Source organism: Micromonospora sp. WMMD1155, assembly GCF_029581275.1.
GTDB lineage: Bacteria > Actinomycetota > Actinomycetes > Mycobacteriales > Micromonosporaceae > Micromonospora.
Map to the genome: position 1 here is coordinate 5,312,779 of NZ_CP120742.1, position 24,844 is coordinate 5,337,622.

Annotated in this window: 19 protein-coding genes; 8 read left to right on the top strand and 11 right to left on the bottom strand. The window is 69.5% G+C overall.

Features of this window, described 5'->3' with window-relative positions; translation table 11 throughout:
* Positions 1-62: 62 nt before the first annotated feature.
* Both O7617_RS24425 and O7617_RS24430 read right to left on the bottom strand, forming a co-directional pair.
* Positions 63-1,985, bottom strand: coding sequence for a S9 family peptidase (locus tag O7617_RS24425; RefSeq protein ID WP_282258364.1), 1,923 nt, complete (start codon positions 1,983-1,985; stop codon positions 63-65).
* A gap of 224 nt (positions 1,986-2,209) precedes the next feature.
* Positions 2,210-3,523 carry an aspartate aminotransferase family protein gene (locus tag O7617_RS24430; protein ID WP_282258365.1) on the bottom strand — a complete coding sequence of 438 codons (1,314 nt, stop codon included), beginning with the start codon at positions 3,521-3,523 and terminating at the stop codon, positions 2,210-2,212.
* Between the two features lie 84 nt (positions 3,524-3,607).
* Between O7617_RS24430 and O7617_RS24435 the strand changes: the two genes are divergently transcribed.
* The 3 genes from O7617_RS24435 to O7617_RS24445 all read left to right on the top strand — a co-directional run bounded on the left by O7617_RS24435 (position 3,608) and on the right by O7617_RS24445 (position 6,156).
* The gene (locus tag O7617_RS24435; RefSeq protein ID WP_282258367.1) at positions 3,608-4,495 is read left to right on the top strand and encodes a LysR family transcriptional regulator; all 888 of its coding nucleotides are present in this window, start codon (positions 3,608-3,610) and stop codon (positions 4,493-4,495) included.
* Positions 4,496-4,633: 138 nt separating this feature from the next.
* Positions 4,634-5,389: a MerR family transcriptional regulator gene (locus tag O7617_RS24440; protein ID WP_282258369.1), complete on the top strand. Its 756-nt coding sequence runs from the start codon at positions 4,634-4,636 to the stop codon at positions 5,387-5,389.
* A 122-nt stretch (positions 5,390-5,511) separates the two neighbouring features.
* Positions 5,512-6,156 carry a GPP34 family phosphoprotein gene (locus O7617_RS24445; RefSeq protein WP_282258370.1) on the top strand — a complete coding sequence of 215 codons (645 nt, stop codon included), beginning with the start codon at positions 5,512-5,514 and terminating at the stop codon, positions 6,154-6,156.
* A 129-nt stretch (positions 6,157-6,285) separates the two neighbouring features.
* Here the strand turns inward: O7617_RS24445 and O7617_RS24450 are convergent, their stop codons facing one another.
* Positions 6,286-6,693 carry a RidA family protein gene (locus O7617_RS24450; protein WP_282258372.1) on the bottom strand — a complete coding sequence of 136 codons (408 nt, stop codon included), beginning with the start codon at positions 6,691-6,693 and terminating at the stop codon, positions 6,286-6,288.
* A 479-nt stretch (positions 6,694-7,172) separates the two neighbouring features.
* Here O7617_RS24450 and O7617_RS24455 point away from each other — a divergent pair, with 479 nt between their 5' ends.
* On the top strand, positions 7,173-8,027 hold the full coding sequence (locus O7617_RS24455) for a hypothetical protein (RefSeq protein WP_282258374.1): 855 nt from the start codon (positions 7,173-7,175) through the stop codon (positions 8,025-8,027).
* A 217-nt stretch (positions 8,028-8,244) separates the two neighbouring features.
* Here O7617_RS24455 and O7617_RS24460 read toward each other — a convergent pair whose 3' ends face one another.
* From O7617_RS24460 to O7617_RS24475, 4 genes are read right to left on the bottom strand one after another with little or no spacing between them, the layout of a single operon-like run.
* Positions 8,245-8,898: a response regulator transcription factor gene (locus O7617_RS24460; RefSeq protein WP_282258376.1), complete on the bottom strand. Its 654-nt coding sequence runs from the start codon at positions 8,896-8,898 to the stop codon at positions 8,245-8,247.
* Positions 8,895-10,049 carry a sensor histidine kinase gene (locus tag O7617_RS24465; RefSeq protein WP_282258378.1) on the bottom strand — a complete coding sequence of 385 codons (1,155 nt, stop codon included), beginning with the start codon at positions 10,047-10,049 and terminating at the stop codon, positions 8,895-8,897. The genes O7617_RS24460 and O7617_RS24465 overlap by 4 nt, the downstream gene beginning before the upstream one ends.
* Positions 10,050-10,063: 14 nt before the next feature.
* Entirely contained in the window at positions 10,064-10,813 is a 750-nt protein-coding gene (locus tag O7617_RS24470; protein WP_282258379.1) for an ABC transporter permease, read from the bottom strand.
* Positions 10,810-11,706 carry an ABC transporter ATP-binding protein gene (locus O7617_RS24475; protein ID WP_282258380.1) on the bottom strand — a complete coding sequence of 299 codons (897 nt, stop codon included), beginning with the start codon at positions 11,704-11,706 and terminating at the stop codon, positions 10,810-10,812. Before O7617_RS24475 ends, O7617_RS24470 begins: the two co-directional genes overlap by 4 nt.
* A 404-nt stretch (positions 11,707-12,110) precedes the next feature.
* Here O7617_RS24475 and O7617_RS24480 point away from each other — a divergent pair, with 404 nt between their 5' ends.
* Entirely contained in the window at positions 12,111-13,397 is a 1,287-nt protein-coding gene (locus O7617_RS24480; RefSeq protein ID WP_282258381.1) for an IS256 family transposase, read from the top strand.
* A gap of 171 nt (positions 13,398-13,568) precedes the next feature.
* Here the strand turns inward: O7617_RS24480 and O7617_RS24485 are convergent, their stop codons facing one another.
* Both O7617_RS24485 and O7617_RS24490 read right to left on the bottom strand, forming a co-directional pair.
* Positions 13,569-14,018, bottom strand: coding sequence for a nuclear transport factor 2 family protein (locus O7617_RS24485; RefSeq protein WP_282258382.1), 450 nt, complete (start codon positions 14,016-14,018; stop codon positions 13,569-13,571).
* Between the two features lie 92 nt (positions 14,019-14,110).
* The gene (locus O7617_RS24490; protein WP_282258384.1) at positions 14,111-15,307 is read right to left on the bottom strand and encodes an MFS transporter; all 1,197 of its coding nucleotides are present in this window, start codon (positions 15,305-15,307) and stop codon (positions 14,111-14,113) included.
* A gap of 143 nt (positions 15,308-15,450) precedes the next feature.
* Here O7617_RS24490 and O7617_RS24495 point away from each other — a divergent pair, with 143 nt between their 5' ends.
* Complete coding sequence (locus O7617_RS24495) at positions 15,451-16,044, top strand: TetR family transcriptional regulator (RefSeq protein ID WP_282258385.1); 594 nt, start codon at positions 15,451-15,453, stop codon at positions 16,042-16,044.
* Positions 16,045-16,334: 290 nt separating this feature from the next.
* Here the strand turns inward: O7617_RS24495 and O7617_RS24500 are convergent, their stop codons facing one another.
* A complete protein-coding gene (locus O7617_RS24500) occupies positions 16,335-16,946 on the bottom strand; it encodes a TetR/AcrR family transcriptional regulator (protein WP_282258386.1) in 612 nt (203 codons plus the stop codon).
* Between the two features lie 211 nt (positions 16,947-17,157).
* On the opposite strand from O7617_RS24500, the gene O7617_RS24505 reads away from it, so the two are divergent.
* A complete protein-coding gene (locus O7617_RS24505; protein WP_282258387.1) occupies positions 17,158-17,550 on the top strand; it encodes an ester cyclase in 393 nt (130 codons plus the stop codon).
* Between the two features lie 183 nt (positions 17,551-17,733).
* Here the strand turns inward: O7617_RS24505 and O7617_RS24510 are convergent, their stop codons facing one another.
* Positions 17,734-19,875 carry a hypothetical protein gene (locus O7617_RS24510; protein WP_282258388.1) on the bottom strand — a complete coding sequence of 714 codons (2,142 nt, stop codon included), beginning with the start codon at positions 19,873-19,875 and terminating at the stop codon, positions 17,734-17,736.
* 791 nt (positions 19,876-20,666) lie between these two features.
* Between O7617_RS24510 and O7617_RS24515 the strand changes: the two genes are divergently transcribed.
* Positions 20,667-24,776: a polymorphic toxin-type HINT domain-containing protein gene (locus O7617_RS24515; protein ID WP_282258390.1), complete on the top strand. Its 4,110-nt coding sequence runs from the start codon at positions 20,667-20,669 to the stop codon at positions 24,774-24,776.
* Positions 24,777-24,844 lie beyond the last annotated feature (68 nt).

Sequence of the window (24,844 nt, forward strand, 5' to 3'; positions counted from 1 at the left end):
GTGCCGACAACAGGGTCAAGCCGGGAACCACGCTGCTCGCCTCGTCGGCGAACGGCCCGCTGTCAGTGGCAAGCTCGGCCGGTGCCCAGATAACGGACGAAATGACGCTCGATCGCCTGGTGCAGCCGAATCTGGTTCTCAGGGTTGTCGAAGCCGTGGCCCTCGTCGGCCGCAAGCAGGTATTCGATCGGGACGCCGCGCTCGCGAAGTGGTGCGACGACGTTGTCGGACTCGGACTGGACCACTCGGGCGTCATTGGCACCCTGGGCGACCAGCAGGGGCGTGACGATTCGGTCGATCATGGTGATGGGTGACCGCGAGAGCATGTCCGCCTCAGCCGCGGGATCATCGGGGTCACCCACGTAGGCGTACCAGCTGTTGACGTTGTACGGCCGGGTGAAGGGAGGCAGGGTCCGCAGGAAGTTGGCGAGGTCGGAGACCCCGACGTAGTCGACCGCCGCGGCGAAGTAGCCGGGAGCCAGCGCCGTTCCGACCAGTGCGGCGTAACCGCCGTAGGAGCCGCCCATGATGCCGATCCGCCCCGGGTCGGCATAGCCCCGCGCAACGGCCCAGTCGACGGCATCGATCAGGTCGGTGTGCATGGCTCGGGCGAATTCCCCGATCGCAGCAGTGGTGTGTCGTTTTCCGTAGCCTGTGGAGCCGCGAAAATTGACCTGCAGCACGGCGTAGCCACGATTCGCCAGGAGTTGGACCTGTGGGTTGTAGCCCCAGGTGTCGTGCAGCCAGGGTCCGCCGTGCACGAGGAGGACCAGAGCCAGCCCTTCCGGCGCGACCCCGGTCGGCAGCGTCAGGAAGCCGTTCAGGGGCAGACCGTCCCGCGCGGCGAACGTGACCGGGCTCATCGCGGCGAGGTCGGACGGATCCAGATGCGGATAGGGGCGGAACAGGACCCGGCTCTCGTGCGTGGCGTGGTCGTAGAACCAGGTGACCGCCGGGTCGCGGTCATGGACGAAGGTGGCGACCCACCGTTGTTCGGAGTCGTCCGAGGACAGGGTGCCGAGAACTCCGTCACTGAGCTTCGACAATTCGTCGTAGACCTCGGCGAAATGGTCGTCCACCACCTCGATGCGCGGCTTGGCGTCGACGAACCGGGCCGCGATGACCTCACCCGTGCGGCGGCTGGTGAACACCGTGGGCGGCAGGACGCCCGGCGCCATCGTGCCGAGGATGTCGAGGCTGTGCCCGGGAACGGCGGCCACGAGAGTCTCGTCACCGGTCTTGGCGTCCAAGCGGATCAGGCGCAGGTCGTCGGAGTCGGTGTAGGCGCCGATCAGCAGGCCCGATCCGTCGGCGGTCACCACTTGTGGTTGCACACCGACGGGATACTCGGCCCCGCCGAGGCGGCGTAGCAGTCGACGCTCGGTCCCTGCACGGTCGATCGCGTAGAGCTCGACAGCTCCGTCCTCGGCGAGCCGGGACGCGAACGCCGGTGCGCCGGTCTGGTCCAGCAGAACGCTCTCGGTCGGGTCGGCCTGTTCATGGTGCAGAATCGTCTCGCCGCTAGCGACATCGATCCGGAACAGGTCGATGGCGAAGGGGCGCTTGTTCATCGCGACCAGCACGCTGCCGGGATGGGAGGGCAGCGGGTCGGCTCCGAACACCCGCGAACCCGGCGAAAGCGGAGTCAGGTCGACCGCGTCCTGATCGGGCGTTTCGAGGTCCACCCGGTACAGATGCCAGTCCTCGTTGCCATCGGTGTCCTGCAGGTAGAGCAGCCAGCGCGAGTCACCGGGCCAGTAGTAGGTCGTGATGCCACGCCTCGCATCGTGGGTGAGGCAGACCGCGTCCTCATGCCCCTGATCGATCCCTCGTACCCACACGTTCCGCCGGCCGTGGGCCGGCGCGAGGTAGGCGATCCGCGTTCCGTCCGGCGAGATCGAGGGGTTGGCGAAGGCCGGGTCCGAGAAGAACTCCTCCACCTCGATCAGCCGCGGTGGGGAGTCAGGGTCGGTCGGTGTACGCATAGGGTTGCTTCCTGAGATCCAACGGACAGCGATCACGGTGAGACGCCACCTCGATGCTCGCACCGCAGGGTCAGCGGCGACCCCAGAACAGCCGACAGGTCGCCGGGATCCGTAGCCGCCGTCCGGCTCCCGATATCGGCAAGCTCTTCCCGGGCCGTGACGTCGGCGTCGTGATCGGGCAGGTAGGTCATTCGATCAACCGGCAACATGATCACCGGCTGGTATCAGGGTCTGAACTGCGGCGTCACGTCGGCGAGTGCATGGTCGAGGATTTCCAGGCCCAGGTCCAGCTCCGCGTGGCTGGAGGTGAGCGCTGGCGCGATGCGGAAGACGCCGCCCATGCCCGGCAGCTGCACCACGTTCATGTGCAGGCCCAGCTCCAGGCAACGCCCTGTCACTGCGGCGCCCAGAGCGTCGGCCGGTCGTTTCGACTCCCGGTCGCTGACCAGCTCGAGCCCGACCAACAGCCCGCGGCCGCGCACGTCGCCGACTACCGGGTGCCGCTGGCTGATCTCCTGAAGGCCCTTCCGCAGGTACGAGCCCAGTTGCGCCGCCTGTTCGTCGAGCCGGTCGGCCTCCAGCACGTCCAGGACCGTGTTGCCGACCGCGGCCACCAGCGGGTCCGAGACGTGCGTGGTGAAGAAGAGGAAGCCGCGCTCGTGTGCGGTCTGCTCGATCTCCGGGCTGGTCACCACGGCGGCCAGCGGCAGGCCGGCGCCGAGCGTCTTGGACAGGGTCAGGATGTCCGGCACGACGCCGTCACGCTGGAACGCGTACCACTCTCCGGTGCGGCACAGACCGGTCTGCGCCTCGTCGAGGATCAACAGCCCGCCCCGCTCGTGCACCTTGTCGCGCAGGGCCAGGAGGTATCCCGGCGGCAGGTCGATCACTCCGCCGGAGCTGAGGATCGGCTCGACGATGCACGCCGCCAGGCTGCCCACCGACTGGGCGTCGAACAGCTCGAACGCGAACTCCAGCTGACGCCGCCAGTCCAGCTCGCCGTTGGGTGAGGTGAAGTCGGGCCGGTACGCGTTCGGCGTGGGGATGGCGAAGTTGCCGGGCGCCGCGGGCCCGTACCCCTTGCGGCCCGAGCTGTAGGTGGCGCTCGCCGCCGCCTGCGTCATCCCGTGCCAGGACCGGGCGAACGAGATGATTTCGTGCCGGCCGGTGACCAGCTTCGCCATCCGGATCGCCGCCTCGTTGGACTCCGCGCCGGTGGTGAGCAGCAGGACCTTGTCCAGCGGCGCGGGCAGCGAGCCGGCGAGGCGGCGTGCCAGCTCGACCACGGGCCGGCTCAGCATGCCACTGAACAGGTGGTCGAGAGTGGCCGCCTGCCGCTGGATCGTGGCTACGACGGCCGGGTGAGAGTGGCCGAGGATCGCGCTCATCTGCCCCGACGTGAAGTCGAGCAGGCGGCGGCCGTCGGCGGTGAAGACGAAGCTGCCCTCGGCACGGTCGATGATCTCACGTACGAAACCGCCTGCGCCGATGTAGCGGACCAGGTGACGATCGGCGTCGGACCAGAAGGAATCAGCCATGGACCGACGCTAGGCAGCCCGGACAGACACGTCCATCGCACATTTCCGCTGTCGCTGTTAAGCAAGGCCGTACAGTCGGCGGTCATGACACTGAATCCGTGGCGGCTGCGCCTGCTCGCCGACCTGGCGACCTACGGCACCGTCCGGGGCGTTGCGCAGCGCGGCAACCTGAGCCCGTCGGCGGTGTCGCAGCAGCTGGCCACGCTGGAACGGGAGACCCGGACGGCGCTGCTGGAACGCACCGGGCGGCGGGTGCGGCTCACTGCGGCCGGAATGTTGCTCGCCGGCCGGGCTCGGGAGATCCTCGCAGCGATGGACGCGGCCGAGGCGGAGCTGCGCCGCCTCGCCGACGAGCCGGCCGGCACGGTCACCGTGGCCGCGTTCCAGAGTGCGGTGCAAGCCCTCGCCGAACCGGCGCTTGTCCGTCTCGCGGCCCGACACCCGGACGTGAGCGTGGTGTTGCTGGAGCTGGAGCCGCACGAGAGCATGCCGGCCCTGCGCCGCGGCGACGTCGACCTGATCATCACGACGGCCGACTTCGCCGGCGCCGAGCTCTCCCCGGAGATCCACCTGGTGCCGCTCGCCACCGACCCGATCGTGCTCGTGCTGCCCCCGGAGCATCCGCTGACCAGCGCCGAGTCGGTCGCACTGGAGGCGTGCGCGCAGCAGCGCTGGACGTTCGACGTCGCCGGCTCGTACATGTCCGAGCTGTCCACCCGGCTGTGTCGGGAGGCCGGTTTCGAGCCCGTGGTGATCTGTCGGTTCAACAACTACATGCTGGCGCTGCAGCACGTGGAGAACGGCCACTCGATCACCATGCTGCCGAAGCTGGCGGTGGACCCGCGATACCGGGTGGTGACCCGACCGCTGAGCCCGCCGCTGACCCGACGCATCACCGCCGGGGTCCGGCGACCGGCGGCGTCACGCCCCGAGGTGACGGCCGTGCTCAGTGCCCTGAGAGCAGGTGACTGATCGGAAGCAGCCCTCTCGTCGCTCTGATCGTGGTCACCTTGACTGTGGTTACGACATGGTGTCGGCTGCGGGTGAAGATACGACCTCAGCTACCGGCCACGCCGATTGCCGCCCGGTCGCGATCAGGAAGGGGCCGACATGGCCTGGAGCACCCGCGAGTTGGCCGAGCTAGCCGGCACGACGGTGAACACGATCCGGCACTACCACCGCCTCGGCCTGCTCGAGGAGCCGGAGCGCCGGTCCAACGGCTACAAGCAGTACGGCGTCCACCATCTCGTCTGTCTGCTGCGCGTGCGGCGGCTCGTCGGCCTCGGTGTGCCTCTCGCCCAGATCGACGAGCTCGTCGCCGACGGCGGCCCGGGGTCCGACGTGCTGCGTCGGGTCGACGCCGAGTTGGCCGCCGAACTGGACCGGTTGCGCCAGGCCCGTTCCGACATCGCCGCCATCCTGCGTGACGGCGCGCTGGCCGACGCGCCGGCCGGCTTCGGAGTCGTCGCGGCCCGGCTGACCTCGGCCGACACCTCGATGTTGCACATCTATTCAAAGCTGTACGACGACGCCGCGATGCAGGACCTGCGGACCATGGTGGAGGCCGACAACGGCCCCGTCGATCAGGAGTTCGACGGGTTGCCGGCCGACGCTGACGAGGCAACCCGCCGGGACCTGGCGGGAAGGCTCGCACCGATTCTCGCGAAACACATCATCGACTATCCCTGGTTGAGCGATCCCGCTTCGCATGTGTCGGCCGGCGAACAGGTCATCCGGCAGACGGTCGTCGAGGCGGTGGTCGCGCTGTACAACGCCGCTCAGGTCGACGTGCTCGGGCGGGCCAGCGTCCTCGCGCAGAAACTCCTGCCTCCGGCGCCTGAGACGGACGTCGAGGAGGAGGCGTGAGGCACTGTCAGATGCCGTCGAACGCGGTGAGTCGCTGCACGAGCCACGACGGGTCCGCCATGTGGGGATGATGTTTCCCGGCCGGTTGACCTTGTTGCGGGAACACCGTTTCCACTGGGTGCATGCCGACCTTGCCCCTGCCGCACCAGCTCTACCTCCTGAGCCATCAGCCGGAGAAGGGCCGGCTCGACGACGACAGCGAGGCCGTCCGAGGATCGCTGCTCCGCTGCTCCGCGGTGGCTGAGCTGCGCCTGACCGGTCTGCTGCGCGACAACGCCGGCAAGGTGGAGCGCGGGAATGCGACCACCACGACCGCCCTCGACCCCTTCCTGGCCCAGGTGCTCGCCGATGTCCCGGCGGATCGGCCGCGCGGCTGGTTCGACTTGCTGGAACAGCGGTGGCAGGAGGCCGAGCAATTCGTTCAGGCGCAGCTCGTCGCGGCTGGGGTCGTCACCGTCGAGCAGCGCCGGGTTCTGGGCATCATCCCGGCGAAGCAGATCACGCTGACCGACCCCGGCTGGGTGCGGGCGCTCCGCGACCGGGTACGCCTGGCCGCGCAACGCGAACCCGGACTCGTGCCGCCGCCCGTCGGCGAGGCCGTGCTGGCCGCCCTGGCGATCGACGGCAACGTGAGCACGGTGTTCGGATGGCGCGACCTGTGGGGGCACAAAGCTGCCGTGAGCGAGCTGAACGACCAGGTCGACCGGGAGCTGCCCGGTCTGCGCTCGACCCTGATCCAATCCATTGCCCTGCGCCGCGCCGGCTGAGCACCACCGAGAGCTCGGACGACCCAGATCGTGACGTACAGGCTGAACTGCCGTCGGCGCGGCCCGAGCCGATCTGAGGTTCGGTGGCTTCGCCTATGCGTCGCAGCTCATCATTCTCGACGTCACGTTTCAGTTGAGGATGGCGGTGGCCTCGATCTCGACCACGAAGTCGGGCGTGAACAGGGCCTGGATGCCGATGATGGTGATGGGCGGGGCCGGGTTCGGCAGTCCCTCGTCCTGCTGGACGCGGGTGATGCCGGCCAGCACGTCGTCCCACTTGTCCGCGGACCAGTCGACGATGTAAAAGGTCAGCCGAGCCAGATCGCCGGCGTCCCCGCCGGCGCCCCGTACACCGATGATGATGTTGCGCAGTGCGGCCTCGACCTGGCCGGCCAGATCCGGTGCGGCGGGTTTGAAGTCGGGGGTGACGCCGGCCTGTCCGGCCAGCAGGATCGTCCGGGTTCCGGTTCCCACGGCGACCGGCGAGTAGTCGGTCTGCTTGAGCAATCCTTCGGGGTGCAGAAACTCCACGCTCATGTGGCTCTCCCTGTTCGTACGACGGTGGGATCTCCACCCAGTGCAACCTGTGTTCCAGGAACACGGTCAAGGCAATGGTGTGCCGGCCCACAGGCCGGCCGGCCACGGGCGGGCTCGGGGTGGGCAGGCCGGCGGCTCCTACCTGGCCGCCGAACTGTGGGCCGACGTAACGCGTCCACATCGCTCGTCACGCGATAGAGGGATGGTAGTCGTTCGGAATATCCCTACGGGCACATCACCGAAGGAGAACCACTGGGAACACGTGAACGTTAAGCTGCCGCACTCGCGTGCCCTTTCCGGCACAACTGGTCGCGGGCCAGAGTGCCGCGGCAGCGACGCCGTCGGTGGGTGGTTCGCCACCGCCTGTGCGGCACTGAGTCCGCCTGCCCGGGCCATCCGGTCGTACGCTGGTACGAGCGGCCTCAGCCACTGAATCAAAGGAAGTTCATGATGCGGCAGGTGACTCGACCGGGGGCGACGTGACTCGGGTGCTGGTGACCGGGGTCCGCGGCAAGACGGGCCTACCGCTGGCTGAGTTGCTCGTGGCACGGCAGGGCGTCGAGGTGCTCGGCGGCAGCAGTGATCCGTCCAGCGTCGGCATCGACGGCGTCCATCCCATCGCCTTCTCCTGGGATGAGCCTTCGGGGTGGACGGCGGCGACCGACGGCGTCGACGCCGTGTACGTGGTCCGGCCAGATCGCGCGGACGCGCCGGCACTCATCGGGGAACTGCTGGCTGGGACTTCGCCGCGGACCCAGGTGGTCCTGCTGTCCGACAGGGACGGCGACCACCCGGGCTCCGACTACCCTGCCGGCTGGGCACCGAGCGTCGAGCGCGTGGTACGCGACAGTGGCCGCCCCTGGACGGTCCTGCGGCCGGGCTGGTTCATGCAGGTCTTCACCGACCCGCGCTTCTACCAGAGTCAGATCGCCGACGCGGGCGAGTTGCCGTTCCCTGGTGGCGGCGCCGAGATCTCCTGGATCGATGCGCGCGACATCGCCGCGGTCGCCGAGCGGGCGCTCGTCGAGGATGGTCACGCCGGTCGGACGTACCAGCTCTCCGGCCCGGAGGCATTGTCGTTGCCGCGCACTGCGGAGTTGCTCTCCGCTGCGGCGGGGCACCCCGTGATTCACCGGGACCTGACCGTCGACGAGGCCGTAGCCGGGACCGAGGGCTTCGAGCGCGACCTCAACGTGCTGACGTTCGAACGCGTACGCGCCGGCGGCTTCGCCGAGGTGACCGACACCGTCGCACACGTCGCCGGAAGGCCGGCGCGTACGCTGCGGGAGTTTCTTTCCGCCAACGGGCCGGCGTTGCGGCGTACGAGCCGTTGACACGGGACAAGACGCAGACCCGGACCGGCCACGAGGCGGTCCGCTACTCCCGCGAACACGAGCGGCTGCAGCCAGCGGTCCGGGCCTCGCCCGGTGTGACCACCCGTCAGGTCATGAGCGCGTTGGATGCCCTGCTGGCGACAGGGTGAAGATCGGCAATGTGCGGCGGTGGTGCCGGGAGACCGGGTCGATGGGAAAACTCCTGTCCCTCCGTCCGTCAGTGAGGGTGGACCAGGCCGTTGTCGTACGCGAAGATCACCGCCTGGATCCGGTCGCGGGCACCGATCTTGAACAGGACCCGTCCGACGTGCTTCTTCACGGTCGACTCGGTCAGCGTGAAGCGTTCGGCGATCTCCGTGTTGGTGGCGCCCTGGCCGATCGCCTCGAGCACCTCGCGCTCCCGCTCGCTCAGTGTGTTCAGGCGAGGGTCCGTAGGTGTGCTCGGCACCGGCTCCTGAAGGTAGGCGTCCATCAGCTTGCGAGTCAGGCTGGGGGCGACCACCGAGTCGCCACCGGCCACGGCCCGGATGGCCGCGATGAGCTCCTCCGGGCGTGCGTCCTTGAGCAGGAAGCCGCTCGCTCCGGCCCGCAGCCCGGCATAAACGTATTCGTCCAGGTCGAATGTGGTCAGGATCAGCACGCGGGTGCGCGATCCGGCAGCGGTTATGCGGCGGGTGGCCTCGATGCCGTCCATGCCGGGCATGCGTACGTCCATCAGGACCACATCGGGCCGGGTCTGATCGACTTTCCGCACTGCCTCGGCGCCGGTGGGGGCCTCACCCACAACGGTGATGCCGGGGGTGCCGTCGAGCAGCATCTTGAAACCCATGCGCTGCAGCGGCTGGTCGTCGGCGATCAACACCGTTGTCATGCTGGCTCCTTGAGGACGACATCGACGACCCAGCCGTTCCCAGCCGGACCGGCGGTCACCACCCCGCCGTACATGGCCCCGCGTTCACGCATGCCGAGCAGACCGTGGCTGGGGGCGGCGGGGGCGCCACGGCCGTTGTCGCGTACGCGGACCCGTACCTCGCCTTCGGACACACTGAGACTCACGTCAGCGGTCGCGCCCCGTCCGGCATGTTTGAGGGTGTTGGTGAGCGCTTCCTGGACGATGCGGTAGACCGCGAGCTGCACGCCCCGGCCGAGGGTGTGCAGCTCACCCGAGGTCGAGTAGGTGACTGGCAGCCCGGCCGCCCGCACGCTCGGCAGCAGCCGGTCGAGATCGTCGATGCCGGGCTGCGGCCTCAGCTGCGGATCGCTGGCCTCCCCGCGCAGCACGCCCAGCACCCGGCGCAGCTCCGCGAGCGCCTGGCGGCCGGTTTCGCCGATCAGCCGGAGCGGCTCGGCGGTCTGCTCCTGCCGCGATCTGGCGAGGGCGGCGCTGCCGTCGGCGAGGCCGACGATCACCGACACGTGATGGCCGACGATGTCGTGCATCTCGCGGGCCACCCGGGCCCGCTCCTCAGCGACGGCCAGGCGAGCCTGCTGGTCCCGTTCGATCTCGAGGCGGGCGGCGCGGTCCTCCAGGGCGATGAGGTACGCCCGGCGGGTGCGCACCGCGACGCCGGACGCGATCGCCGCCACTGTCGCCCCGAGGGCCAGCAACGACGTGAGGGTGCGGTTCTCGGTGACCGACCCGAACAGGTAGATCTCCGCGAGTAGCTGGACCACGGTGATCGCGGAGGCCCAGGCCAGCGACCGCCAGGCCCCTCGGGAGGCCACCCCGAAGAGCATCACCAGCAGGATCACCCCGGCGCCGACGCCGATGCCCAGCCCGCTCAGGAGCAGGTCGGTGGCTACGGTGGCCAGGAACGCCGGGAACGGGTACCGCCGCCGCCAGTAGAGCGGTGGCAGGAGCACCACTGTCGCGATGGTCGCCGACAGGGGCTTCTCGATGATGTTCGGGATGCTGAAGAGCACGATCGGAACGGCTACCAGAGTGTCCGTGACCCACGGGTGGCGCCGGTCGAACGCCCGCAGCCGTGCCTGCCGGTCCACGAGCCATCCCTGCGTGCTCATCGCCCGAGTCTCCCTTACGCGTCGGTCTTCTTGAGCCGATAGACGGCGGCGGCGAGCGTCACGGCCACGTACCCGGCGAAGACGGCCAGGCCGGCCCATGGGGCCAGGGTGCCCTCGCCGTGGGTCAGTGCCATCACGGCGCCGCCGGCGTTGCTGGGCAGGTATGGGGTGATGGCCTCGGAGATCGAGTCTGGCAGCAGCGGGGCCAGACTGGGGACGATCAGCAGCAGACCGGCCAGGATCGCGATGGCTCCGGCGCTGGAGCGGACGAGCATGCCGAGCGCGACGCCGAGCACCGCGACCAGGCCGAGATAGAGGCCGGCGCCGAGCAGGGCCCGCAGCACGCCGTCGTCGCCGAGACGCAGGCCGCTGATCTTGTCGTTGAGTACGGCCGATCCCGCTGCGAAAGCGGCGAAGGCGCCAGCTGTCATTGTGACGAAGGCCGCCGACCCCGCCACGAGGCTTTTCGACCACAGCACCGGCAACCGGCGTGGCACTGCGGTCAGGGTCGCCCGGATCATGCCGGTGGTGTACTCACTCGCTCCCAGCAGTGCGCCGAGCACGCCGACGGACAAGGCGGCCAGGACGCTGCCGGACAGGGCCAGGTCGATCGCCGTCATGCCGTCGCCCGAGAAGGAAGCCGAAGCGATCATGCCGAAGGCGATCAGGAGGAAGACGGAGATGCCGGTGGTGATCCAGGTGGAGCGCAGTGAGGAGAACTTGGTCCATTCGGCGGCGATGACGCCGCCAGGGGTGATCTTCATCGGGAGGCCTCATATTCGACAGCGTTGCGGGTCAGTTCCATGAACGCCTCTTCCAGCGAGGTGTTCTGCGGGGTGAGTTCGAACAGCGGGATGCCGCGCCTGGCCGCGGCCAGGCCGATCTTGCGGGCGGAGGTGCCCTCTACCAGCAACTCCTCGGCACCGGTCGAGGTGACCGTGACACCTGGACCTGCGATCAGGGTGCGCAGCGCATCCGGGTCCGCGGTGACGACCCGGACGCCTTCGGCGGTCACGAAATCGGCCACGGTGGTGTCGGCCAGCAGCCTGCCCTGCCCGATGATTACCAGGTGGTCCGCGATCAGCGAGACCTCGCTCATCAGGTGCGACGAGAGCATCACGGTGCGGCCCTCGGCGGCCAGGCCGGTGAGCAGGTTGCGCACCCAGAGGACACCCTCGGGGTCGAGGCCGTTGACCGGCTCGTCGAGCATCACCACGGCCGGGTCGCCGAGCAGCGCCGCGGCGATGCCGAGCCGCTGGCCCATGCCGAGGGAGAAGGCGCCGACCCGCTTGTGGGCGACGGCCGAGAGACCGACCAGGTCGAGCACCTGGTCGACGCGGGAGCGCGGAATGCCGTTCGTGCGAGCCATGGCCAGCAGGTGGCTGACCGCAGTGCGCCCCGGGTGCACGGCCTTGGCTTCGAGCAACACGCCGATCTCGCGCAATGGCGCTGTCGACGACGCGTAGGGCTTGCCGTTGACCAGCACGTCACCCGAGGTCGGCGCGTCGAGACCGACGATCATCCGCATGGTCGTCGACTTGCCGGCGCCGTTGGGGCCGAGGAAGCCGGTGACCTGTCCGGGCTTCGCGGTGAACGACAGTTGGTCGACGACCGTCTTCGGGCCGTATCGCTTGGTTACTTCGCGTACCTGAATCATGCTCACCACGCTAGGTCCGGGCGCAGCCCCCACCCTGGTACCCCAGTCGAATTCTCCGGCCCGCCGTTGGTACCCAGGTTCTACCGGCCCTCACTACGTGAGGGCGTTCACCGACGCGAACGCCGCCCCCTGCGCGAGCGTGGGGCAGCAAACGTACAAGGGGGGAGGAACTGACGTGGCCTGGAGCACCCGGGAGCCCGCCGCACCACGGTTAACGCGGTCCGGCACTACCATCGGATCGGCCTGCTCGATGAGCCCTCGCGCCGATACAACGGATACCAGCAGTACGCACTGTCCAACCCCGTGCTTCTGCTTGTGACCCGGCGGCGTGAACGGGTCTGTGGATCTAACGGTGTTTCCGGCCTGACCCATCGGGCGTTGTGCCTGGTGAGGAGGGTGCCGTGATGACCGCGACACTGAACGACCAGAGCGGACGTAAGAAGCGGGCGGAGCCGTCGGCGGAGGCGAAGGCCGCTGCGGAGCTGGTCCGGGCCGCGAAGGAGCAAGGGCTGTCGTTGACCGGCCCGGACGGGTTGCTCAAGCAGTTGACCAAGACGGTCCTGGAGACCGCGTTGAACGAGGAGATGACCGAGCACCTCGGCTATGAGAAACATGAGTCGGCTGGGGTGGAGTCGGGCAACGTCCGCAACGGCACCAGGGCGAAGACGGTGTTGACCGACGCGTCGGGGCCGGTGCAGATCGACGTGCCGCGGGACCGGGCCGGCACGTTCGAGCCGCAGATCGTCCGGAAGAGGCAGCGGCGCCTGTCCGGGGTCGACGAAGTCGTGTTGTCGTTGTATGCCAAGGGTTTGACCACGGGGGAGATCTCGGCGCATTTCGCGGAGATCTACGGGGCTTCGGTGTCGAAGGAGACGATCTCGCGGATCACCGACAAGGTGATCGAGGAGATGACCGACTGGTCGCACCGGCCCCTGGATGAGATCTACGCCGCCGTGTTCATCGACGCGATCGTGGTCAAGGTCCGCGACGGGCAGGTCGCCAACCGGCCCTTCTACGCCGCGATCGGGGTCACGCTCGACGGGGAGAAGGACATCCTCGGGTTGTGGGCCGGCTCGGGTGGTGAGGGTGCGAAGTTCTGGATGAGTGTGCTGACCGACCTGCGTAACCGGGGCGTGAAGGACGTGTTCTTCCTCGTCTGCGACGGCCTGAAGGGCCTGCCGGAGGTGGTGACGAACGTGTGGCCGGCTACGATCGTGCAGACGTGCATCATCCATCTGATCCGTAACACGTTCCGGCTCACCTCCCGCAAGTACTGGGACGCGCTCAAGCACGACATCAAGCCGATCTACACCGCTGTCAACGCCACCGCGGCCCGGGCGGCGTTCGAGGACCTGGCCGAGAAGTGGGGCGGCCGGTATCCGGCGGTGATCCGCTTGTGGGACAACGCGTGGGCGGAGTTCATCCCGTTCCTCGACTACGACGTCGAAATCCGGCGGGTGATCTGCTCGACCAACGCGATCGAGTCGCTCAACGCCCGCTACCGCCGGGCCGTGAAAGCCCGCGGCCACTTCCCCAACGAACAGGCCGCGTTGAAGTGTCTGTACCTGGTGACCCGATCGTTGGACCCCACCGGAGCAGGCAGAACCCGATGGACGATGCGCTGGAAACCCGCCCTGAACGCCTTCGCCATCACCTTCAGCGACCGCTTCCCAGCCGCTGAAACCTACTAACCAAGATCGCCGGAAACACCCTTAGCGAGACAGGCCCGCGTGAACACGTACACCCCGCGTGGCGCGTCCGCAGAGGGCGATCGGCAGGCCGAGGAATCACGGGCCGGGGGGGTGGGGACGAGGTCCGCCTCCACCCCCCGGCCCAGATGTCAGCGGGTCGGAACGAATCGGCTAGGACCGGTTGGCTTCCGAGATGGCCCAGCTGTCCTCGAGCATGTGGTAGCGGGTGATCAGGCCGGTGTCGTCGACTGCGATGTCGAAGACGTACTCGCTGTCGACGACGCGCTCGGTGGCGACCATCCGGGCGCGGAAGGTGCCCAGTACGACGGCGCGGTTGCCGTGCGCCATGGTCGTGTCGATCTCGAATGCCTCGGCCCTGACGTTCTGCGCGAGCTGGGTGAAGTGTTCGACGATTCCGGCCCGGCCGGTTTTGCGGCCGATCCAGGGCACGGTCTTGGTGTCACCCTGGATGTACCAGTCGACGTTCTCGTGGAAGTGTTCGGCCAACTCCTCAGGCGAGGCTCCGGCGAGCCGCGCGGCGAAAAACCGGTCCACCGCACTGCGGACCAGCAAACGGTCCGGCTGGCCGGTGGAGCTGGGAGGGGTCGAGTCGGTGGTCATGGTGTCTCCTTGAGCGGTTGCCGGACTGTCGAATGTGCAGGGCTGGTGCGAGAAGGTGTGGCGTCGAGGTGGCGATCGACTCTCCTTCGCTGTCATGCGGCCAAGGACCTCCCGCGCTGCGTGGTCCAGATGAGCAGCGCGGGCAGCAGGAGGAGGCTGGCGGCGAGCATGATGACGGGCCAGCCGCCGAGGGTCCACAGAGCGGCGGCGAGCGCGGATCCGATGGTGCCGCCGATGAAGTTCCCGACGACGAACATCGTGTTGAAGCGGCTGCGTGCAGCCGGGTCGATGGACATCACGCGGGTCTGGAGCAGGGCCAGCACGGGCTGCACGCCGATGGAGTACAGCGCGGTCGAGACGATGACGGCAACGATCGAGTACGGGGCGAGGCCCGAGATCACGAAGGCGACGGTCGCCACGGCGAGGCCGATGCCGATCGTCGGTGTTGCCAGGCCGCGGTCGTAGAGACGCCCGACCTGCTGGGCCGCGATGGCGCCCGCGACCGCGACAAGGCCGAGCAGGCCGATCTGCGTAGTCGACAGGTCGAACGGCTCACCCGAGAGCAGGAGGGTCAGACCGGTCCAGTACAGCGTGAACGTGGCCATCGCGGCAGCGCCGATAAGCCCGAGCCAGCGGGCGGTCGCATTCGTCAGGTAGGTGCGGACCGCGGAGGCCAGGAGGGTGCCGTAGCAGAGGCGGGCGCGTGGTTCGAGCTGCGGCAGATGCCGATACGTCGCGATCGCCAGGACGAGCATGCCGGCGGCGACGACTGCGTACAGCGCCCGCCAGCCGATGAGATCGGTCACGATGCCGCTGACGGCTCGGGCGACCAGGATGCCGAGTAGCACACCGGACACCACGGCGCTGACCGCACGTCCGCGCTGCTCGTCGGTCGCGAGATCGCCCGCCAGCGGTGCGAGCAGTTGCCCGGACACGGTGCTCGCGCCGACCAGTGCGAGGGTGACCAGCAGCACCGGGAAGCTGGGAGCGAATGCGCTGACGCCGAGCATGACCGCTGAGAGCAGCATGAATGCCGGGATCATCACCTTGCGATCGATGATGTCGCCGAGCGGTACGAGAAAGAACACGCCGACCGCGTAGCCGATCTGCGTCACGGTGACGAGGAGGCCGGCCGTTTCCACCGTGATGCCGAAGCCGTCGGCGATGACGCCGAGGACAGGCTGTGACCAGTAGAGATTACCGACGGCCGCGCCTGCGGCGAGAGCGAATAGAAAGGTGGCACCCCCGGAGAGACCGTGACGGCGGCGGACCTCCACCTGTGGGGGCATGAGGTGCTCTCCCTCCTGGGCCGGAACGGAGACGGGCTTGCCTCCACGAGCACATAACAACGCCAACGTTGGCGTTGTTCCGACTGTAGTAGCGTGACGGCCAGAAGGCAACGTTTGCGTTGGACGACAGCGAGGATCGGCCTGTGGTCAAGGACGTCGAGGGAACCAAGCGCAAGATCTTCGAAGCCGCAACCGTGGAGTTCGTCGCCCACGGCCCGGACGGCACGACGATCGAGCGGATCGCCAAGCGGGCCGGCGTCAACAAGGAGCGCGTCTACAACTACTACGGCAGCAAGTCTCAACTGTTCGCCGTGGTGCTGCGGGAGCGGTTCGCGGCGACCGCGGAGGCCGTACCACTTGACGCGACAGATCCCGACGCCGTCGGTGAGTTCGCCGGGCGGCTCTACGACTACAGTCGCGAGCACCCGGAGTTCGTCCGCCTCCTCATGTGGGAAGCGCTGTCGCACACCGGCGAGGTTCCCGACGAGGATCACCGGCGCAATGCGTACCAGCGCAGGTCGGCCACCATCGAAGCGGGGCAGGCGGCCGGTCGCGTGACGTCGGCGTTCGCTCCGGAGGTACTCCACGTCATCCTTCTCGCGATCGCTGCCTACTGGACGGTGATGCCGCAGGTCGCACGCATGGTCACCGGCACGGCGGCCGAACGCCGGGACGAGATCGCGCAGCGGCGCGCGGACGTCGTCGCCGCCGCGCGCCGCCTTGCCGATCCCACCTGACCGATCGGGTCTCGATGAGCAGGTGCACCCGCACCGCACCTCGATCGCCGCCACAGCCAGTGTTCGCGGGGCATCCCCACCGCCAATCTGGTCGACGGCCGGGCATCCAAGCAGGGCTCTGATACGCGGCTGGATCTGTGTCCGGCCTGCCGGATCGAGCTGTGCCGGCGGGTTTGCCGATCACCTCGGGTTGGTCCGCTGGTTCCTCGACGCGGTGTCCGGCGTCCGTCCGGGTCAGGCGGTGTAGCGCTTGCTCCGACCGTCCTGTTGCTGGTCATCGAGCGGCTCGGTCAGGGGCGGCGTGGGGCGAGGGCTCGCATGGCGATGGTGACGGAGGCTTGGAGGTCTTCCCGGCTGGTGCCGGCTGCGGCGTGCACGGCGAGTCCTTCGCTCAGCGCAACCGCGAATCGTGCCAGTGCCCGGTGGTCGACGTCGGGGGGGAGGTCTCCTTCCCGCATCGCACGGGACAGCCGTTGTGCGACGGCGTCCTCGTTGGCGGCCCGGCCGGCGGCCAAGACCTCGGAAACTCGGGCGTTGGCTGGTGAGCAGGCCAGGCCCCCCTGGATGGAGAGGCAGCCCAGTGGGTGGTCGGTGTCGGTGAGGCCGTCGGCGCTGGAGCGCAGGAAAGCCTCGATGGCGGCGTACGCGGTGGGTTGTTCGAGAGCGGCGCGGACCTTGGCCAGCTGGGTTTCGCGGTAGTGGGCGAAGGCGCGCTCGAACAACTGCTCCTTGCTGCCGAACGTGGCGTACAGGCTCGGTCGGTTGATGCCCATCGCCGTGGTGAGGGCGGTCATCGACGCGCCCTCGTAGCCGTGCCGCCAGAAGACCTCGGTGGCGCGGTCGAGGACCGTCTGCTCGTCGAATGCCCGCGGGCGTCCGATGCTCGGATTCTCGGTGCTCATGAGCCAACTATACCGCTCGGTACAAATGGTGACGTGACTCACCTACCGATCGATACAAAACCTGTTACGGTTGCTGACAACCGAGCGGTACAAAAAGCCGGGGGTCCGATCGGGCCGAATGATCAACCCGAGTCGACAGGCTCCTGGGCCGACACCGAGAAGAAACGGACACAGGAATATGAGCTCCGACACGAAGACTTCCGATACGACCATGACCGTAGAGGAACTGCGTGACTTCTACCTGCGGTACATCGAGCTGGCGAACAAGCGCGAGTTCCACCGCATGGCCGAGTTCGCCCACGATGAGGTGATCCTCAACGGCAACCCGGTCAAGCGCGACGACATGGTCGCCGAGTTCCACAAGCACACCGACGCCGTGCCGGACTTCCACTGGGAGGTCAAGGACCTCCTCATCGAGGGAAACCGGGTGGCCGCCCGCCTGATCGACACGGGCACGCCGATCGCACAGTGGAACGGCCTGGCACCCACCGGGGCGTCTGTGGAATTCGCCGAGACCGCCTTCTACGAGGTGCAGGACGGCAGGTTCAAGAACATGTGGTACCTGATGGACGCCGACACGGTACGCCGACAGCTCGCCGGCTGACCTGGCGCAACGCTTCATCGCCGGACCGCCGCCGACCTCGTTCCCCGTGGTCGGCGGCGGTCCCGCGCCGTCCCCACCCACCGACCACCCAGCACCCGGGACGGGTTCTCGACTCGAGTCAGGGGCGCTCGCAGCTGATCGTCGAGGCGACGACGGCGAGCGGGCCTGCTCGCGACCGCTCGCTCAAAGGAGGCGTTCGGCGAGGTCACGCACGGCTTCGTCGAACACCCGGTCGGCCTCGCAGGGGCTGTGTCCCCTGATCGGTGGCGGAAAGATGTCTCCGGGCGCAGCGGTGATGTCGGCTGGGTCGCGTAGCCGTCGGTCCACCGGCGGCGTTCGGTCGAACGCGCCGGGCTGCTGGGGTGGGAGGACGCGGCCGCCGATCGGGTCGGTGTCGCGCCACAGATTGACCCACCGCCAGTCGACCCGTTCGGCGATCTCGCGGATGACCTCGTCGTTGAGGTAGGCGGGGAAGAGTCGGGCGTACAACCGGCGCAGCGGCGAGCCGTGGGTCAGCAGGGCGATCCGGTCGGTGACCCGTGGTGGCAGTTGGAGCACTGTCGCGGCGAGCAGGACGGAGCCGTGGCTGTGCCCGGTGAGCACCACCGCGTTGCCGGAGTCGACGAGGTGGGTGATCCGGCAGGTCAGTTCGGGAAGGGCCCGTTCGGCGTAGCAGGGTGGCGCGAACGGGTGCGCGGCCCTGGGCCAGAAGGTCCCCAGGTCCCACAGCACGCCCACGTACCGGCGGAACCCGGGGGTGCGGTAGGCGAAGATCCCGCCGATGATCAGGCCGAGGAAGAGGGCGGCGATCAGGTAACTGCCCGCACCGATGCTGAAGTTGACGAAGCCGGCCGGTAGGCCCACGTAGCGTTGGATCAGTTCGTCTGGAGGTGTCGGCATCAGGCCGAGCGTGACCGCTGCGATGCCGATCCCGGCAAGGCAGGCGTAGAACACCGCGAGCGGCACCAGCTTCTCGGTGAACCGGGCACGGGCGATGGTCTTGCACACCTGGCGCAGTCGGGGCGTGGCATCGGCGGGGGCGTCGGGGAAGTCACGGGCGACGATTGCCGACGCGGCGCGGATCCGTCCCGGCCGGGACGCCAGCGCCTTCACGCCGGCGGCGGCCAGTGTCACCAGCACCGCCAGCGAGAAGCCGAGAATCGCCCAGACGCAGGCCCGCGGAGGGCTGGTGATCGAGGCCTCCGCGGTCGGTGCGTCTCGGTTCAGGATGTCGGCGACCCGGTAGACCAGTTCTGCGGAGAACGTGAGCGCCAGACTGATCGCGGCGACGGAGGCCGCCAGGGCGCCGAGCCCGAGCGAGAAGGCGACATCCGGCTGTCGGTCCCGGTGCCAGAACAACGCCACTCCCAGGACGACCAGCAGCATCATCTGACCGATGAACAACCCGACGACGGTCAGGTCGTAGCCGGGCAGTCCGTTCCTCTCCGGCCAGGGAGCCGAACTGGTCAGAACGTAGATCCAGACCAGCGCGGTCAGGCCGAGCGCGATGGTGCGCAGCACGCCGACCAGCCGGTCGAGCCGCCGTTCCGTCGGCGCGGACCGGGGCGGAGTGCAGAGCAGAACCGCACACGCGGTCAGCAGAAGTACGCCCACTGCCGCCAGCGCGACAGTGACGATCGACCGACCCTGTGCCGCCCGCGCGCCGAGCAGACTGAGGTCCAGCGTGGCGAACGCCGCCGCGACGTGAATGGAGCGCAACCGACCGACCAGCGGCTCGGTGTCCCACCGGCCGACGGCGGTGAGCCGGTGCGCCGAAGTGAGCGGGTCGGCCGAACGGGGAACGTGGGGCGGGAGTGCCGGGCGGGCGGTGATCCCCCACACCAGGGCGATCGCCGCTACCGGCGCGAGTGCGAGCACCGCAAGTCGCAGTCCGGCCGGGCGTCCTCCGAGCCAGGAGAGCCAACTCCGTCCGGCCAGGCACTCCGGCGAGGACATGCACTTCCAGGCGATCACGTCCAGCGCGATCCCGACGATGCTCAGCACGTACATCGCGGTCAGGGTGAGCGCCAGCAACCGGCACAGGGCCTTGATCACCGGGTCGGAGCCGGCTCCCGTCGGACGCATCCAGATGGCGAGGTTGATCAGCATGAAGGGCAGCAGGATCACCATCGACAGCGTTCGCACCGCGTTGCCGGCCGGCAGATTGTTCCAGCGGTAGGCCTCCAGCGTCACCCCGTCCGCCTCGCCACCCTCGCGACATTCGGGTCGGGGCCGGTAGAAGCCACCCCGGTGGTCGCCCGCCACCTGGCGCACGTGCGGCCGCTCCAGCAGCTCAGCCGGGCCGATGGCGGACACTCCGTGCACCCGGAGCTCCACCACACCGACATCCCCGGCGCGCCCGCCCACCTCTCGCTGATCCATCCCGTACCGGCCCCCGGCGCGTCCGCGGCCACACATCCCGCTCGGCTGATCCGACGGCACCCGCGTGGCGGAACGGCGTACCCCCCGAAGGGGAAAACAACCCTGAGCTTCGGGAGCGGCCCGGCCGGGTGGTCGACGGCGCTGGTCATCGACCTGGGATGCCGGGCGTGGACGGCCAAGCCGGCGACCCAGCGCCCAAGCCGCGGCGTTCGGACGAGGGCCGGCGTCCACGCGTCGGTAGCCGTAGGCGGCCGGCCTCCGAGATCGTGTCCAGCAACCCGCCGGTCGAGATGTCGAGAGCGCGGCCACCGACCGAGGCGACGATCCGCGAGATGACGGCCGGACCGGTGGGTCGCCGGCGACGGTGAGCGGGAGGATTCACGCGGGGTGCGCTCCGGTGATCACCTACACCCAGGCATCCCTCCCGACCATCCTCAACAGACAGACGCCAGGGTTACGAGACATCCCTGAGCGCAGCTGGTCCATCCTCATGGAGCGATGATGGCCGCATCGTCGGTGCTGGCCGTTCTCGTGCCGTGTCGTCGTAACGGCCCAGTGCTCAGGTACATGACCCCAGCCACCGCGTAACCGGCGAGTGATTCACGACGGAGCGATCGAGGCCGGCCAGTGCGGGGCGGACGGGAATCCATGACTGCCGCTATCCTGCCGCTGCAGTCGATTTTCGACCTATCTACGGGGGAATAATGCCTGCGGCTTCTGCTGCGCGTTTTCGCTTGGGGCTGCGCGCCCTATGGGCGTTCGTCGTCCTCGCTCTGATCGTCCAGACCGCCGGCTCCGGCGTGGCCGCCCAGGCGGCCTCGACCGACATGTCGATCACCGCCATCCGCGGCGTCGTCGTGCTCGACGCGATCAAGGGTACGCCGTCGATCCGCCGGGCCGCCGAGACCGCGCTGCTGGGGACCGACCAGGACCTGCGCACCTACTACGACACCGGCTTCACCGCGGCCCAGCAGGCCGACCAGCGGGCCGCCGCGCAGTCGCTGGCCGCCATGGACGGCCCGTCGATGCGGGCCGCCGCGCTCAACGTGCTGAACGGCTCCCCGTCTGAGATCGAGTCCTTCGTGCAGGGTGGCTGGACCTCGGCCTGGAACGCGGACGAGCGCCTGCGGGCATACCGCCTGATCGAGTCCGGTGGTCCCACGGTGCGAGCTGCGGCCCAGCGTGCGATCGAGGGCGGCACCGAGACGGTGGCGTCGTTCCTGTCCGACGGCCTGGACGCCGCCGAGCACGCCGACGACCGGCTGGCGGCGACCCGCATGCTGACCGGCGCCCCCAACGCCAGCGGCCCGGTGCTCAACGCGGCCGCGTCGACGGCGCTCAACGGCACCCCCGAGGATCTGCGGGAGTTCCTGCGCTGGGGTCAGTTCGTGGCCCGGGCCCGTGACGCCGAGCTGGCGTCCATCAAGAGTCTCACCGAGCAGGCCAAGCAGGCCGGCGAGACCACGTCGCGCGAGGCCAACCTGGCCGAGGAGTCGTCGACCCGGGCCGGCAACGCGGCCGCCGAGGCCAAGAAGGCGGCGCAGGCGGCCGAGGCCGAGGCGCGCGCGGCCGGCGGTGACGCGAAGAAGGCGTCGGCCGCGGCCGGCCGGGCCGCGGACGCGGCGGAGGGCGCGGCCAGCGCGGCGCGGGAGGCGATCGCGGCCTCGAACGCGGCGATGCGCGCGGCCAGGGTGGCCGCCGACGCGTCCCGCAAGGCGACCACCGCGGCCGCGCTGACCGCGCAGGCGGCGGCCAAGGCGCAGCGGGCCGCCTCGGCGGCTCGGCTGAACGCCGGCGACGCCCGGCTGGCCCGCGAGGCGGCCGAGGCCGCCCGCGACGCGGCGGCCAAGGCGAAGGAGCTGGAGCAGGTCCGCGCGGAGCGGGACCGGGCCCTGGCCCAGGCCGGCGCCGCGTCGGCGTCGGCCAAACTGGCCAGCCAGAACGCGGATGCCGCGGGTGTCGCCGCGGACCAGGCGAGCCGGCAGTCGGGGGTGTCGCAGCAGCAGGCGCAGCGGGCCCGCAACGCGGCCGCGCAGGCGCGCCGCGCGGCGGCGACCGCGGACCGGGCGGCCGATCGGGCCGAGGCCCTCGCGCGGCAGGCGCGGGAGGCTTCCGAGGAGGCGTTCGCGTACGCCAAGTCGGCCGCGCAGCACGCCGACAACGCCGTCACGCAGGCGATCGCGGCGGCCGACGCGGCCGAACGCGGTCAGCTGTCCGCGGCCGAGGCGGCCACGCACGCGGCGGCCGCGGTGGACGCCGCGAACGTCGCGGTGAACGCGGCCAACCAGGCGGTGGAGCTCGAGGCGCTGGCCCGGCAGGAGGACGTGGACCGCCTGGCCGAGTGGAAAGAGCAGGGCATCCATGCCGCCCAGGACGCGCTGCTGGCCGAGCAGGAGGCCATCGCCGAGGGCGGTGAGCTGAACGCCTGGAACCGCTCGCTGCTGTGGGACACAGCCGAGGAGGACCGCGTCGACGCGGCCACCCGGGCCCTGCTCAACGAAGCGACCGCAGCCGGCACCTCGCCTGCGGTGGCGGTCGACCGGGGTCGCCGGGCGGCCGTCGCGCTGCTCACCACCGGTGGCGAGTGGACCAAGGACGCGGCCCAAGACGCCCTGGCCGGCACCGACGCCGAGGTCCTGCTCTGGCTGACCGAGGGCCGGCGGGCCGCGGTCGGGCAGGACGACCGGGCCCGGACCTGGCGGCTGATCGACACGCTGCCCGACGGCAACGAGAAGACCGCGGCGCAGACCGCGCTCGGCGGCGACGACGCGGCCGTGGAGACGTTCCTGCGGACGCGCAACTACGCCGGCAAGGTGACCAAGGACCGCCAGACGGTCTACGCGATGCTCCCCGGCGCCGGGCCGAACCTGACCGCGGCGGCCAACGCGGCGCTGGCCGGCACCTCGGCCCAGTTGCACCAGTTCATCCGCACGGGGCAATACCCGGCCCGGGCTGCCGATGACCGCATCGAGATCTACCGCGTGATCGACGCCGGCGGTCCCGAGGTCAAGGCGGCCGGCGAGGTGGCCCTGAACGGCCCGGCCTCGTACCTGTCGTACTTCCTGGCCAGCGGCCGGTACGACGCGGCCCAGCGTGACCTCGAGCAGGCGGCGCACATCCAGACCGTGCACAAGCTGATCGCCGAGGCCCAGCAGTACGCGCAGAAGTCGGTCGAGGACGCCAACCGGGCGATGGAGGCGGCCAAGCGGGCGCAGGGCTACGCCAGCGAGGCGAACGCGGCCAAGGCCCGCGCGGACGCAGCCGCGGCCCAGGCGATCACCTTCTCCAACCAGGCCCAGGCTTCGGCCCAGGACGCCAAGCGGTCGGCCGACCAGGCGGCGCAGTCGGCCGTGACCGCCCGCGACGCGTCCAACCGGGCCCAGGCCAGCGCCGCCGCGGCCTCCCGGTCAGCAGCCACCGCGACCGCGGCCGCGCAGCGTGCGCGCAACGACGCCGCCGCGGCGCTGGCGGCCAAGCGGGACGCCCGCGCGGCCGCCGACGCGGCCGGGGCGGACGCCGCCGCGGCGGCCCGGGCCGCGAAGGAAGCGTCCGACCTCTACGCCGAGCGCCTCAAGCAGGCCGAGAAGGACCGGCGCAGCACCGTGCCCGGCAGCGGTCCGGGTGGGGAGGGCACCGCGGCCGACGCCCACAAGACGTGGGGCTGTCTGTCGCTGGACCCGTCGAACCTGTCCAAGGAGTGCCTGACGGTCTTCAAGGACTTCGCCGACGCCCTGATCAACCCGGCCAAGTGCGCCGCGCCGGCCAACAAGGACATCACCGGGTGCTCGATGTTGGGCGACCTCAAGCAGTTCGTCGCGGAGAACAAGGACATCCTCCTCGACATCCTGCAGTTCACCCTGATGGCCTGCGGTCTGATCCCGGGCGCGGGCGAGGTCTGCGACGGCATCGACGCGGCGGTGTCGTTCGGCCGCGGCGACTGGCTCGGCGGCCTGCTGTCGCTGGGCTCGGCCATCCCGGTCGCGGGCTGGCTGGCGACCGGGGCCAAGGCGTGGAAGAACTCAGACCGGTTCCGTAACGTCCAGAAGATCCTCGACAAGCTCCGACGACCGGCGGTGGACTGCAACAGCTTCGTGGCCGGCACCCGCGTGCTGCTCGCCAACGGGCGCTTCCGGGACATCGAGGACGTCGAGGCCGGCGAAAAGGTGGTGGCCACCGATCCGATCGCCGGGCGCACCGGGGTCCGGACGGTGACCACACTGATCCGTGGCACCGGCGTCAAACATCTGATCGACATATCCGTCGACCAGGACCACGACGCCGACACGGCACCGACCGTCATCACCGCCACCGACGGCCACCCGTTCTGGGTACCGGCCTCGAAGGCGTGGGTCAACGCCGGTGACCTGGTGGCCGGCTCGACCGTGGAGAACGGGGCCGGCAAGCCGGTCACGATCACCGCGCTGGCGGCGCGGGACGAGGTGACCACCGTCTTCAACCTCACCGTGGCCGACATGCACACCTACTACGTGGCGGCCGGCAACACGCCGCTGCTGGTGCACAACGCCAACTGCGTCCCGGCGATGCTCGACGAGTCCTCCGAGAAGTACGTCAAGGAGAAGCACGTGCAGGGCGGGCCGAAGGTCGAGGACAGCAAGGGCGTCTTCGACAACACGGTGGATCTCGACGATCTCGTCGACGAGGCGAACAAGTGCCCGTGCAACGGACCGAACAAGGACGGCCACTACGAGCGTGAGGCGAAGGCCGACCAGCCGGTCGGTCGGACGTCGAAGGACAGTGGCGCACAGATCACGAGTTGTTACATGGTGGTTCAGGACAGGTGGGGCGGCGTGCGAACGATGTACCCGATTCCCTGCAAGGACTGAGCGCCGACGACCGTAAGGTTGGCCGGCCGGGGTGTGCCATGCCCTGGCCGGCCATTTCGTGGAGGAGG